This is a genomic window from Oceanobacillus zhaokaii, from assembly GCF_003352005.1.
In the GTDB taxonomy this organism is placed as follows: Bacteria; Bacillota; Bacilli; order Bacillales; family Amphibacillaceae; genus Oceanobacillus; species Oceanobacillus zhaokaii.
This window is the reverse complement of record NZ_CP024848.1, coordinates 3,526,606-3,541,225: the sequence shown is the minus strand read 5'-3', so window position 1 is coordinate 3,541,225 and position 14,620 is coordinate 3,526,606. Positions and strand designations below refer to the sequence as shown.

At 36.5% G+C, this 14,620-nt stretch carries 9 protein-coding genes; all 9 read left to right on the top strand.

Annotated features, from left to right (window positions below):
• The first annotated feature begins 320 nt into the window (after positions 1-320).
• The gene (locus CUC15_RS17365) at positions 321-2,384 is read left to right on the top strand and encodes a glycosyltransferase (protein WP_114917873.1); all 2,064 of its coding nucleotides are present in this window, start codon (positions 321-323) and stop codon (positions 2,382-2,384) included.
• 511 nt (positions 2,385-2,895) lie between these two features.
• Positions 2,896-4,092 (top strand): glycosyltransferase family 4 protein, encoded by a 1,197-nt coding sequence (locus tag CUC15_RS17360; protein ID WP_162800354.1) that lies wholly within the window; start codon positions 2,896-2,898, stop codon positions 4,090-4,092.
• A gap of 15 nt (positions 4,093-4,107) precedes the next feature.
• A complete protein-coding gene (locus CUC15_RS17355) occupies positions 4,108-5,388 on the top strand; it encodes a glycosyltransferase (protein WP_242985895.1) in 1,281 nt (426 codons plus the stop codon).
• 57 nt (positions 5,389-5,445) lie between these two features.
• Positions 5,446-6,702 (top strand): nucleotide sugar dehydrogenase, encoded by a 1,257-nt coding sequence (locus tag CUC15_RS17350; RefSeq protein ID WP_114917871.1) that lies wholly within the window; start codon positions 5,446-5,448, stop codon positions 6,700-6,702.
• Positions 6,703-6,729: 27 nt separating this feature from the next.
• Entirely contained in the window at positions 6,730-7,554 is an 825-nt protein-coding gene (locus tag CUC15_RS17345) for an ABC transporter permease (RefSeq protein WP_114917870.1), read from the top strand.
• 155 nt (positions 7,555-7,709) lie between these two features.
• Entirely contained in the window at positions 7,710-8,630 is a 921-nt protein-coding gene (tagH, locus tag CUC15_RS17340) for a teichoic acids export ABC transporter ATP-binding subunit TagH (protein WP_114917869.1), read from the top strand.
• A 351-nt stretch (positions 8,631-8,981) separates the two neighbouring features.
• Positions 8,982-11,078 (top strand): CgeB family protein, encoded by a 2,097-nt coding sequence (locus CUC15_RS17335; RefSeq protein WP_114917868.1) that lies wholly within the window; start codon positions 8,982-8,984, stop codon positions 11,076-11,078.
• On the top strand, positions 11,075-13,204 hold the full coding sequence (locus CUC15_RS17330; protein WP_114917867.1) for a glycosyltransferase: 2,130 nt from the start codon (positions 11,075-11,077) through the stop codon (positions 13,202-13,204). Before CUC15_RS17335 ends, CUC15_RS17330 begins: the two co-directional genes overlap by 4 nt.
• A gap of 474 nt (positions 13,205-13,678) precedes the next feature.
• Positions 13,679-14,605, top strand: a complete 927-nt coding sequence (locus CUC15_RS17325) for an NAD-dependent epimerase/dehydratase family protein (protein ID WP_114917866.1) — start codon at positions 13,679-13,681, stop codon at positions 14,603-14,605.
• The last annotated feature ends 15 nt before the right edge of the window (positions 14,606-14,620 follow it).

Below are 14,620 nucleotides of genomic sequence, written 5' to 3'. Positions count from 1 at the left end.
GCAAAGTTGATTTCAGCTGCGGTAGTCGCGCACCCTTATAGAGATAGATAAAAAACATAACAACCGCACAATCCCAGCGGAGAAAATACACGAAGACTCCTGCGGGAGGAAGGGCCTAGGTGAGACTTCGATGTGCGTTAGCACAAGAAGGCTCACCAGCCCCCCGCGGAAAGCGAAGTGTATTTTCGGAGCGACCGGCCAGAGAGCAATTACTCTCCTAAGTAGTTCGCACTTTATACCAACTAATCATTATCATTCCTTACTCCCTGAAAAAAATAATCTATTAATATAGCTTTGCTGTAAAGGAGCGGCGATTAACAATGAAACGTTTGAAAATATTACTTTGTATTGAGCGACTCTCGACGGTAACGCCGCGTTCGATTAAGCGTCTGTCATCCTTGATAAAAGTATTAATGAGTGATCAAAAGCTTGAACTTAGTATTCTGACGAAAACGGTTATCCCAAAAGAGATCAAGTCTAGCCTATCGACGGACCGGAAAATCAGATGGCTATCTGTTGAAGAGACTTCCTTGGGCAGAAATGAAGAGGAATATTCACCAGCAAATATGACTGACACGATCGAACGACTAGACAATGAAGCGAATTATCATATTATTGTGTTGCATGGATCCGAAATAATGCCAATGGCAGTCCAAAAAAAATATGAAAAAAAAGTATTGCCATATATAACAGACAGAGCACTTCTTAGCAAAGAAACGATCAACAAATCCCCTGCCATTTTTGTGGAAACCGAAGAATTAAAGCGTGAAGTATTGCGGGTAACGGAGCTTTCAGTAAATAAAGTTATACTAATACCTCCTATAGTCAATGATACTTCGCTCAGGAATAAGCTTGATCATCGTCGCTATTCAATGCTGCATAGAGGGAAAATTACAAATGAACTCATACGTCTGTTTCAAGCTATAAAAAAGAAGAACCCTATTTTCTCGATGACGATTTTTAGTGATAATTCAGCTGAGGAACAAAAAGACTTGTTACTCCTAAATCGATATAGGAAACTAGACGGATTGAAAGCTAAGGAAATAGATTCGAAGGAAGAAATAAGTCAATACATTCATGAATCAGATTTGGGGTTTCTCTTTTATTCTTCAATAGCTAATCATTGCGAATATGAAGAAATATTAGAGCAATTCCTGGAGTATGCAAGGCATGGAAAGCCAATAATCGCCAGTAGATCACATCAACTTGAGAATATACTTGGGAAAGATTACCCCCTATTTGCAGAGAATTTTCAGGAGGCAAAAGAAAAAGTCCTCTTAGCACTTGATAATCAAGATATATATAAGCTTGCTGCGGAAAAATGCTTTACAGGAAGCATTCGTTTTCAATACCCTGTTGTTAGAAAAAGCATTCTTAGCAAACTTTGGGAGTTTAATCAGGAGAGGCAAACGATATTATTTGCAGGCCATGATTTTAAATTTCTTAAAGAGTATATTGATTTCTGTCAAACGAATCACTTACATGTACTCATAGATAAATGGAGAAGTCATAATGTACATGACGAAGAGAAAAGTCGACAGTTACTACAAGAAGCGGATATTATCTTTTGTGAATGGGGACTTGGAAATTCTGTGTTTTATTCCAATCATAGGCTGCCAGGCCAGCGATTATATATTAGGGTCCACAGGCAGGAACTGGAGACGGACTATCTGAACGACGTTAATTTTGAAAATGTGACAAATGTAATTGCAATTAGCCCATATATATTTGAAGAATTTAATCGGCGTAAGAAGATTCCTCGTGACAAGCTAACCCTAATTCAAAACATGGTTGATATAAAGAAATACCAACAACCTAAAAAGGAAAACATTACGTACAATATTGGGATTATGGGTATTTTACCGAAATTAAAAAGAATTGATCGAGCGATTCAAATATTTGAGAAGCTGTGGGAAAAGGATAAGCGGTTTAAATTATTTATTAAAGGGAAATTACCTGAGGATTTACCATGGTTGAAGAATCGTAAAGCCGAGATGGACTATTTTACCGAAGTATTTGATAGGATGAATGATGCGCCATGGAAGGACCATATCATCTTTGATGGACATGGGGACAATGTTGCAGAATGGTTAACAAATATCAATTTTATGTTATCTACTAGCGATATTGAAAGCTTCCATCTAGCACCAATGGAAGGAATGGCAAGCGGCGCAACACCAATTGTCTTTACTTGGCCGGGTTCAGATACGATTTATCCTAAAGAATTTATTGTTGATGAGGTAGATGAAGCTGTTGAATTGATTTTGAAACTAACAGAAAAAGACACGGGAAGTGGCAAAAACTTTTTACCAATCGTCGAGAAGTATGATAAGCCAAATATTATCGAACGACTAAACGAGCTGATTTTAAATGAAGTCCATTAGACTTGTTTAGTTTTCTCCGACTGAATGCGAGATAGAAGCGATGTTGATTTCCGCTTCTTCGGAAGAAAAGCCCTCCGATGGATCTGCAGCCGTCACTATTCCCGCAGGAGTTCTTGTCCTCCGCTTTATTTAACCGTCAAATAGAGAGGAATTGCCTTCTCATCTTATTTCAGTTAGAAAATCGATAGCAATCGCTCAATATCAGCGGAGAAAATACACGAAGACTCCTGCGGGAGGAAGGGCCTCGGTGAGACTTCGAAGTGCGTATGCACAAGAAGGCTCGCCAGCCCCCCTAAGGTGCGCGAAGTGTATTTTCGGAGCGGCCGGCCAGAGATCGATATCTTGAGTATATATCAGCTAATGACAATCAAATTGCCTAATAAGGAATAAAGAATCCCAGCGTTCTCCAAAATCGACAATCATGTTGCGATATGGATTAAAATATCATAATATAATTATTTGTGATAAAATCAACTGGGTGTATATTTCCTATATAGGAGCGTTACGATTCATGAAAAAGAAAGTATTAATAATGACACAAAACTTCTATCCCGTCATTGGCAGCGCAGGTAATCGAATGAAAAACATCTATCAATTATTAAATGAATTTGATATTGATGCGGATGTATTAACAACGGAACCAGCGTATCCAAACAAGAATTTATACAAAGATCGATCTTTTTGGGATGACGAATCCTTAAACTTGGAAACAAAAAAAGTCTTCCGAGTACCAATAAAAAATAAAAAGTTTTCGAACCATATAGTTAGCAGATTATACTTTTATATCGAAATTATGTGGCGTTTTCTAATTAAGCTTTGGCAAATTAGAAAAGAGAATTATGATTATATCATGGTAAGTACGCCGCCGATATTTATCGTTTTTTCAGCATTAATTGGTAAATTATTCCTCAAATCCAAACTCATATTAGAAGTGAGAGATCTTTGGCCGGATAGTTTAGTTGGTGTGAAAACATTCGATAACAGCTTCATTCTAAAAGTTTTTCGGATACTTGAAAAGAGAATGTACGGAGCAGCGGATCATATTGTTATTAATAGTAAGGGATTTGAATCACATATAAGGTCCAAATTAAAAAAGGATACACCGATTATTTATTTGCCGAATGGACCGCGAGATCACGAAATTGTTCGAAGCAAGACATATGAAGGAGAATTTCGCGTTGTCTATACAGGAAATCTTGGCTTAGCACAGGATATTGACCATTTGAAGTTAATTGCGAGCGCATTGCAAGCTGAAGGAATTCGTTTTGATGTTATTGGCTATGGGATAAAGACCGAGGAATTCATGAGTTATATAGAAGAACAACAATTGGATCATGTCTATATGCATCAACCGACGACCAGAAAGAGAAGCTTGGCATTAATTGAAAATAGTAATATTGCGGTTGCATTTCTAAATGATGAAGATGTATTTTCAACGGTGCTTCCTGGTAAGATTATCGACTATATGACATGTAGGACACCAATTGTCGCAGGAATAAAAGGGACAGCAGCACAAATAATAACCAATAGTGGGGCTGGCTTTGTTTTTGAACAACAGGATATCCAGGGAATGATTGAGAAAATTGTCGAATTAAAGAATAATCCTGAAGAGCTTGAACGGATTGGTGAAAATGGTGCAAGAACAGTTCAAGATGTGTTCCTCTGGGAAAATAATATAAGCGAACTCGTAAAAATAATTAATGAATGAAGAGGGAAGAACGTAATGAAACGTGTTGGTATGTTTGTCTGGAACCATTTTACAAATGATGCGAGAGTACTTAGGGAATGTACCTCTTTATCTGAAAATGGTTATGATGTAGAATTAATATGTATCGATGACCCAAAGGATCCCACTATTTCACAGTATGAAGAAGTGAATGAGCATTTTCGGGTTCATCGTATGCGGAGATATCCGGTTACTTTATTATTTTTGCAAAAGGCGTATCGCTTTGCATTTGGTAAAAAGTGGCCGTTAATCCCGTTATTAGCTGTTTGGGCTTTATTGGTCTATTTAATTCCCTGGATTACAATTATTCTTACTGTTTTAGTAGCCTTACTGCTAAAAACGAAAGTAAGAGTAGTGTGGATTCGCGGTGCACTAATTTTGCGGATGATTATAAAAGGTCATCGAGGCAATTATGATATTTATCATTCGAATGACTTAAATACGATGCCACAGGGATATATAAGTGCAAAGTGGCGATTCAAGAAAAAACCTTTAATATATGATTCACATGAGGTACAAACAAGCAGGACTGGTTATGATAGTCCATGGTACAAGAGGTTTGAACATTTCTTCATTAAGAGAATGGATAGTATGATGGTTGAAAATGATACTCGCGCAAAATTTAATGAAGACTTATATGGATTCTATCCACATGTGCTGCATAACTATCCGTCAATGGAGATTCAGCAAACGGAAGATAAAGTAGACCTTCACGGAATGCTAGACATACCATCAGATGAGAAGATTTTGCTGTATCAAGGTGGTATTCAAGCAGGACGCGGGCTAGAGAATTTAATTGAAGCATATCCGTTATTTAATGAAGGTACTCTAGTATTCATTGGTGATGGTAAGATTAAAGACAAGCTAGTCAAAATGGTGAAGGAAAGAAACCTGGAGGATGGTATAAGATTCATACCAAAGGTTCCAGTTCGAGATTTACCGAAATACACGAAAAATGCTTATCTTGGCTTCCAAGTATTAAATAATATTAACTTCAATCACTGGTCAGCTTCATCGAATAAATTATTTGAGTACATGATGAACGAAGTGCCAGTTGTAGCATGTAACTTTCCAGAGATTAAAAAAGCAGTAGAAGAAAGTGAAGTAGGAGTCACAATTGACCCGCACGACCCTAAAGAAATAGCCAAAGGTGTAAACTTCTTACTGGAAAATCCTGAGAAGCGTGATTACTTTAGTGCGAATTGCAAAAATGCCCGAAAGAAGTATAATTGGGAGAAAGAACAAAAATACTTGCTCGAAGTATATCGGAAGTATTAATTTGTGTTCAATAATTACAATCCTTAATAACCTAAAGAAAAGAAAGAAGGAATTACAGTGAAGCTTTGTACAATGGGATTAGGATATATTGGTTTACCAACATCAATTATGTTTGCGAATTATGATGTCGATGTTGTTGGTGTAGATATTAAAAGAGAAGCAGTTGACATGTTAAATAATGGTCAAATTCATATAGAAGAACCTGGTCTTCAGGAAGCATTAGAAAAGGCGATTGCAAAAGGAACTTTCAGGGCTTCAGTTGAGCCTGAACCTGCAGATGCGTTTATTATTGCAGTGCCAACACCGAATAAAGATGATGAGTATAAATCAATGGATATAACATTCGTTATGCAAGCGTTGGAAAACATTATTCCATTTTTAGAAAAAGGAAATGTTGTCATTGTTGAATCAACAATTGCTCCTAGAACGATGGACGACTTTGTTAAGCCAAGACTTGAAGAAGCAGGATTTGTCATTGGTGAGGATATCTTCTTAGTACATTGTCCTGAGCGTGTATTGCCAGGTCAAATTATGCACGAACTAATTCATAACAACCGTATTGTTGGTGGAGTTACACCAATGTGTACGGAAAAAGGTGCAGAAGTATATGCTACTTTTGTTCAAGGTGAATTGATTAAAACAAACGCACGTACTGCAGAAATGTCGAAACTAATGGAGAATACATTCCGTGATGTTAACATTGCGTTAGCAAATGAATTAACAAAAGTATGTAATGAATTAGACATTAACGCTTTGGATGTCATCGAAATGGCAAATAAACATCCAAGAGTTAACTTGCATACACCTGGTCCTGGTGTTGGTGGACACTGCTTAGCGGTTGATCCATACTTCATTATTGCGAAAGCACCAGAACAAGCCCAAATTATTAACTTATCACGTCAAGTAAATAAATCAATGCCTAGTTATGTTGTAGAATCTGCAGAGAAACTGCTTGCGAAGCATAACGGTAAGAAGATTACAGTATTTGGATTAACTTATAAAGGAAATGTTGATGATATAAGAGAAAGTCCAGCAATGGAAATCTATGAGCATCTGCATGCCCTTCCTGAATATGAAGTGGTTGCGTATGATCCACATGTTAAGTTAAGCTTTGTTGAAAAAGATTTAGAAAAAGCTTTGGACGGATCTGATTTAGTATTGGTTCTAAGTGACCATAATGAGTTTAAAGAGCTAACAAGTGCATATTTCAGTAAAATGAACGTTGCCCAAGTATTCGATACGAAAAATGTTGTGAAAGAGTACGCGGATAACATTAATTACATTAATTACGGGAACTTATATAAATTTATATAAGTTCTTCAGCGAAGGAAGCTTACATTTATGTTTAATTCGGTAAGGCAAGTTATTAGAGAACAAATTGAATTTAGAGATTTAATCTTTCGAATGGCGAAGTTTGAAAATAAAGGGATGTACCAAGTGCATTACTTGGGAACCTTTTGGCAATTCTTAAGTCCAGCAATTCAAGTGGCAATCTATTGGTTTGTTTTTAGTACAATAAGAGGAGGAGCTCCCGTTGACGGGACTCCTTTCTTCCTTTGGCTGATTATTGGATTAATTCCTTGGTTTTTCATTAGTCCATCAATCATTCAAGGTTCCAACAGTGTATATCAAAAGATTGGACTTGTTTCCAAAATGAATTTTCCGGTTAGTGTGCTGCCGACGATAAGAATTGTGAGTAATAGTAATCAGTTTTTCGTTATGATAGGCATACTCGTTGTAATAGCGCTGTCCTATGGGGTAAAACCTTCAATCTACAACATTCAATTCATTTATTACCTCATTTGCTTATTTGCTTTCTTATTTTCATTTTCATTACTTAGTTCAACAATTGCAACGTTAATTCGAGATTATCAGACAGCACTCCAATCGGTTATGCGGATGCTTTTATACATGTCTCCAGTTATGTGGGATACTAGTTTGATCTCAAGAACATTCCCTGTTGTTGGTCCGTTGCTCGAGAATATCCTGCGATTAAATCCGCTATATTACATTATCGAAGGATTTCGGGATTCGATTCTTGGTCGAGCATGGTTCTTTGAAGATATGGTTTATACAGGATACTTTTGGCTATTAACATTATGTTTATTGTATTTTGGAGCAAAAATCCACATGAAATTCCGCAAGAACTTCATGGATTATTTGTAATGAACAAAAGCTAAAAGCTAGTTTGTGCTGTGTACGTAAGTGAGAGAAGTCTCGCTAGTAGCACAGGCGCTGGAGCTGTACGCGGCCTAATTCACAAGAGTTTTAATAGGGAAATTTTTATATTTTCTTATCTAATTAACAAGGAGCTTTTAATAATGAAAACGAAAGTAAAGTTTACGAATGTCTATAAAACCTTCGAACTTCATGCGAAGCGGTCTGAAAAAATACTGAATTTATTCTCTCTATCATCATCTAAGAAAAAGTTTAAAGAATTTATTGCTTTAAGCGATATTTCATTTGAAGTCTATGAGGGAGAGTCCATTGGGTTAGTTGGACTGAATGGTTCTGGTAAATCAACCCTGTCTAATATTATTGGCGGGGTGATTCAGGCCACTGAAGGAGAAATAGAGATTAATGGGGAAACATCAATCATCGCGATTTCTGCTGGATTAAATGGAAGCCTCACTGGAATGGAAAATATCGAGCTTAAATGTATGATGCACGGTCTTTCGAAGGAGAAAATTAAAGAGGTTACTCCTGATATTATCGACTTTGCAGATATAGGTGGATATATCAACCAACCAGTAAAGGACTATTCAAGCGGGATGAAATCACGCTTAGGCTTTGCTATATCGGTACACACCGATCCAGATATCTTAATTATCGATGAGGCACTTTCAGTTGGTGATTCCACGTTTGCGCAGAAGTGTTTAAATAAAATGAATGAGTTCAAAAAACAAGGAAAAACCATCTTTTTCGTCAGTCATTCTGCTGGTCAAATGAAGCAGTTCTGTGACCGTGTCATATGGCTGGATTATGGTGCTCTTAAAGAAATTGGTGATTCTACAACAGTTGTAGATAACTATCAAAAGTTCACCAACTGGTTTAATAAATTGTCGAATGATGAAAAGAAAGCCTACAAAAAGGAAATGTTAGGTAAGCAATACCGATACAGTGACGTAATCAAGAAAAGAGAAGTAAGGACTAGAAAAGAAAGAACATCCCAAATTATTAAGAATACGTTAGCTGTACTCCCAGTTGTCGCCTTTACAATTCTTTTATTAATGGGATATTAAGTTTTTAGAAAACTGAGGTTTGACCAAGATTTTAGTGACAGCCTTAGGGGAAGTTCGGTTAAAAACGCGACGTTCTGGGACTGCGGTTACTCGTCCCATCGAAAACCTTTGGGACTGCGGTTACTCGTCCCATCGAAAACCTTTGGGACTGCGGTTACTCGTCCCATCGAAAACCTTTGGGACTGCGGTTACTCGTCCCATCGAAAACCTTTGGGACTGCGGTTACTCGTCCCATCGAAAACATTTGTCGCAATTCCGAACTGACCTACATCCTGTAGGCCCCACTTATGTAGTAAGAAAGTTTTTATACTTTCTTAACTACCAAAAAATACTCATAAGGGTTTGATTGATATGTTTGGTAAAGTTAAAAGTATAATCGAAAATCTTAATCAATCGGAAAATACAAATAGCGAGAATCCATTAGCATATGTGACTCGGGAGTTTTTTCAGCTTAGAAATTGGAATTATAAAAAGCGAGATCTCCGGGTTCATATTGAAGAACGCAAAATGATCATAGAATCAAGAAGAAATAAAGTTAGTTATTTATCTCTTTTTGAGACAAGTACAAATTTTAGACGTGGTCCCAAAAATAAGAAGAAAATAAGTCTGGAAAAAGATACCGTTGTTAGGGTGTCTGGTAAGACTCCAAATAATATTAAAACAACCGTTTATATTATTGAATATGGCGCAAATGGGAAAAAACTAAAAACAAATCGCATCTTTATTAATAAGGAAACAGAGATAAATATTCATCCAAAAACGAAAAGTGTTAGAGTTGCAATTCGGATTAGTGGTAAAGGGGAAGTATTAATCACTAATTTTAAGATGATACAGGACTATATTTCTGCACAAGAGCCAGTATCTGTTCAACAATCCAGATTTAAGAAAATCAGTGATATTAAAATGGCTTGTATCTTCGATGAGTTTTCCATGGAAAGTTTTGGTGACAACATCTCACTCATTACTTTTACACCTGACAACTGGCGAACGGTTCTTTCCCAGAACAGACCGGATTTATTAATGGTTGAATCCGCATGGAGAGGGAATTTCGGAAGCTGGGAGTTTCAAATAGGAAAATACAATAACAATAATCGAAATAAAAAGCTGAGAGACTTAATTTCATGGTGTAAGCGCAATAACATCCCGACGGCTTTCTGGAATAAAGAAGACCCAATTCATTTTGAGAAATTTATTGGTGCAGCTTCTTTATTTGACTATGTCTTCACAACGGATGCAAATATCATTTATCAATATAAGCAAGCAGTTGGTCATGGCAGAGTATACTCCATGCAATTTGCAGCAAATCCGAAAGAGCATAATCCAACATCGATTAACAAGGTGAAGAAAAATAAAATTTCATTTGCTGGTTCATATTATGCGAATCGTCATCCAGACCGAAGAAAAGATATGGATAAAATGCTGGACATTGCTAAAGAATTTGGATTAGAAATATTTGACCGTAACTATGAACGAAATAAATCTGGTGATTCACATTTCATGTTTCCTGAGAAGTTACGCGAAAATATTGTTGGTACACTAAAGTATAGCGAGATATATAAAGCATATAAAGATTATCGATTAATCTTGAATGTGAATAGTGTCAAAGCATCGCCGACAATGTTCTCTAGAAGAGTATTTGAGGGACTCGCATGCGGAACACCGATTGTCAGCAGTTATTCTACAGGGATAAAGAAGACCTTTAGTGATATCGTTGTAATCTCTGAGAATGAACAACAATTAAAGACGAGAATAAATAACCTGATGACAGATGATAAGTCATACAGGGAATTAGCGATGCGAGGTATTAGAGAAATTTACCGTCATCATACGTACTTACATCGATTAGAATACATATTGGGTAAGATGAAGATTCGCTATCAACCAATCGATAGGGACGTAACGGCAATGTTCTCTATCAATAATATGGCGGAATTCCACAAAGCCCTGGATATACTAGAGCAACAGTCCTATCAAAATATAAAAGCTGTGTTGATTATTTCATTATTTGAAGGCTATGAATCATTATTAAATAATTATAACAATGATAATGTTCGTACATACCTTAGAGATTATGCTGCGAAGTATAAAGATGTTTCAGAACTCATTGAAACGAACTATGTTGCTGTGATGAATCTCGAAGATGAGTATGGAACATATTATCTAGAAGATCTTGTACATGCCAGTACATACTCAGGTGGAGATATCATCGGTAAGAAGTCCGTTTCAACTGGCAGTAATTATCATTATGCACCATTCGAGTATGAATTCGTTGATAGCATTATGAAAGGTACAGGGCTTTATAAACGAGATATATTGAAGAAGGTCCCACTAGAAAGAATATTGTTTAATGAAGAAGAATTAATCGAATCACTCTTCAAGGAGCATGGAGCAAATATTTATAGCAGCGATCAATTTAGTATTAAGTTAAATTGGGAGGACGAATCGTGAAACGATTAAAAATTTTGGTTTATGGCGATCAGGACCTGAACATTATGGACGGGTCCGCTATCTGGCTAACGTCGCTCATTAACATGTTGTCACTGGATCAGAAAGTGGATGTGACGTTATTACTGAAGGCGCCAATAAAAAGAAAGCATGTCATCGCGAATATTAAGGATATAAATAGTATTACAGTTGTTGAGCCTTTTAAGCTTTTTGAAAGCAGGAAATTTGAGAATGAAAACAGACTAACGGTCAAAGATGCAACAAGTGTAATTGAAACCTTGAACAATAAAAATGATTACGACATAATTATTACTAGAGGAAAACATTTAACTGAGGAATCATTAAAGAAATCATATAAATCAAAACAGATACCTTATATTACAGATTTTACACATGACGCAAAGAAAGTGGGCCGTAGTGAAAAAACCTTTTTCAGAAAGGTATACAAGACCTACCCTAATGTGTTTGTACAAACAGAGGAAATGAAGCAATACTTAATGAAAATGCTGAAAGTAGATGGTGAAAAGTTCATTATATTGCACCCAACTGTAGTAGATATTGAACGACCACCAGTAATTGGCATAAAGAATTATTCAATCGTTTATGCAGGAAAATTCGCAAAGGAATGGAAAACGGAAGAAATGATTGATGTTTTCCAAAAGGTAAACGAAAAAAATAATGCTATTACATTGAACGTAGCAGGAGATAAATTTCAAGGTGAATTAAAAGAACGTAAAAATATTATTTTAGATAAATTAAAAACAACAAATGGATTAAACTGGATTGGGACAGTTAGCCGCGAAGAGTCGGTTAATTTTATTCAATCATCTGATGTCGGGTTTGCATACCGTTCAGAGGAAATTGACAATGACCACAGTTTAGAGCTATCAACGAAGTTCTTGGAATATGGGATAAACGGTAAACCGATAATCGCCAGAAGAACAGCGCAATATGAGGCATTATTAGGAAAGGATTATCCGCTATTCGCTAATAATGAAGAAGAGTTATATCAAAAATTACTATTAGCTTTTGAAGATAAGGAAATCTATAAGAATGCTGCTTTAAAATGTTATGTTGCAAGTGAGGATTATCAAATTTCCAGGGTAAGTAAGCAAGTACTTAGCAGGCTATGGATGTTTAATAAAAAGAAAACGACAATTCTCTTTGCGGGCCATGATTTTAAATTCCTGAATTGGTATATTAAAAAGTGTGAAGAAGATCCAACTATTAATGTGTTAATTGATAAGTGGGATGGCCATAATGAGCATGATATTGACCATAGTGAAGAAATGCTGCAGCTAGCCGATATTATCTTCTGTGAGTGGGGACTTGGGAATGCCGTTTGGTATTCAAAGAATAAGCGAAGAGGGCAGAAATTGTTCGTTCGTATACATCGACAAGAAATCGATACACCTTTCCTTCCTTCCATAAACTATCACAATGTGGAAAAGGTAATCGTGATTGTTCCGCACTTATTCGAGGAATTTAATCGATTAAAACAAGTTCCGAGGGAGAAAATGATTATTATTGAGAATATGATTGATTACAGACGTTTCGATAAAGCCAAATTAAAAAATGTCGAGTACAATCTAGGTATCATCGGCATCTTACCCAAACTGAAAAGACTAGACCGTGCATTAGATATATTTGAACAGCTCTGGATTAAAAACCCTCAATATAAACTATATATTAAGAGTAAAAACCCACAAGATTTGCCTTGGTTAATGGGACGTGATGAAGAAAGAATTTTCTTTGAGGAAGTTTTTGAACGAATTGAAACTGCTGCTTGGAAACGAAACGTCATTTTCGACCCTCATGGAAATGATGTGGATGAATGGCTCCGAAAAATAAACTTTGTTTTATCAACGAGTGATATTGAAGGGTCCCACGTATCACCAATGGAGGGAATGGCAAGTGGCGCTGTGCCAATTGTATACCACTGGCCGGGAGCAGAGACAGCCTATCCATCCAGATTCGTTGCAGAAACAGTAGACCAAGCAGTTGACAAGATTGAAAATTACAAGACATTGATAGATGGATATGACTTAAAAGCATATCCAAAACGCTTTGACTATGACTCAAGAGTGAAATTATTTGATGAATTGATATTTACTGAGACAGATCAATAAAGTTTATTGCTCTTCAAATATAGCGTGGTATTATAAACTGTAAACTAGGTGTAATGTTGATTTAAGCTGCTGACTTTCGCGAGGGCAACGCGGTCTGCTCCAACAGAAGAAAACGACTTTCGGTGGTTCTTTAGCCGTTGCTTTTCCTGTAGTAGTCTCCTGTCCTCCGCTACAATCAAAAGCCATGAGAGAAAAATTGCCTTCTCATCTAAAATCATCAGAGATTGAAAAACGATAGCAATCGCTCAATTCTGAGCGGAGGAAATACACGGAGACTCCTGCGGGAGGAAAGGCCTCGGTGAGACTACGAAGTGCGACAGCACAAGTAGGCTCACCAGCCGCCCGCGGAAAGCGCAGTGTATTTCCGGAGCGACAGGCCTGTGAGCAATCATCAACAGTTTAACAAATAAACAAAAACTAAGATTGCTACCTAAAATCTTAGTTTTCTAATTAAAGTAATTGGAGGATTTTTTTATGGTAGATATTTTAGTTACAGGCGGATGCGGATTTATTGGTTCGAAAATAGTGGAGAAACTAGTAAACAAGAATTATAACGTGCATGTAATTGATAATTTGTCTACTGGAAAAAAAGAAAATATCGATTTAGACAAGGTAACATTACATGTTCATGATATTAATGAACCTGAAATCGAGGAAGTATTTAAAAACAATGCATTTCAATGCATTATCCATCAAGCAGCACAAACAAGTGTACCAGTATCGATTGAAGATATTACATCAGATACAAAGATAAATATTCTCGGCTCAGTCCATTTAATTGATTTAGCAAATAAATATGGTGTTAAAAAAATGATTTTCGCATCATCTGCAGCTATTTATGGTGATCCTAAGCAGCTTCCAATTACGGAAACTACTGCTGCTAATCCGACATCACCATATGGTTTATCAAAATACTCCGTTGAGAAGTATTTACAATTAGCACATAGTCTGTACGGACTAAATTATACGATTCTTCGTTACGCGAACGTATACGGTCCAAAACAAACGTCACTTGGTGAGGGTGGAGTTGTATCTATCTTTGATCAATACTTTAGAAGAAATAAAACGCCGATTATCTTTGGAGATGGCTTGCAAACCCGAGACTTTATTTACGTTGATGATGTTGCTGAAGCAAACATAGCAGCAATTGATTCTGAAAATGGGATTTATAATGTATCTTGTAATAAACAAACGACAATAGAACAGCTCTTCCAATTCTTTAAAGGTATCTATGGTGTTGCTGTAGAACCTATATATGAACCGAGCAGAGAAGGGGACATAAGGCATAGCATTCTCTCAAACGAATTAACTTTAAAAGAACTTAACTGGGAGCCAAAGATGACGTTGGAAGAAGGATTAAAACAAACTGTAACGCATGTTATTGATAAAGAGGAAAAGTAATTAACTGAAAAGTGG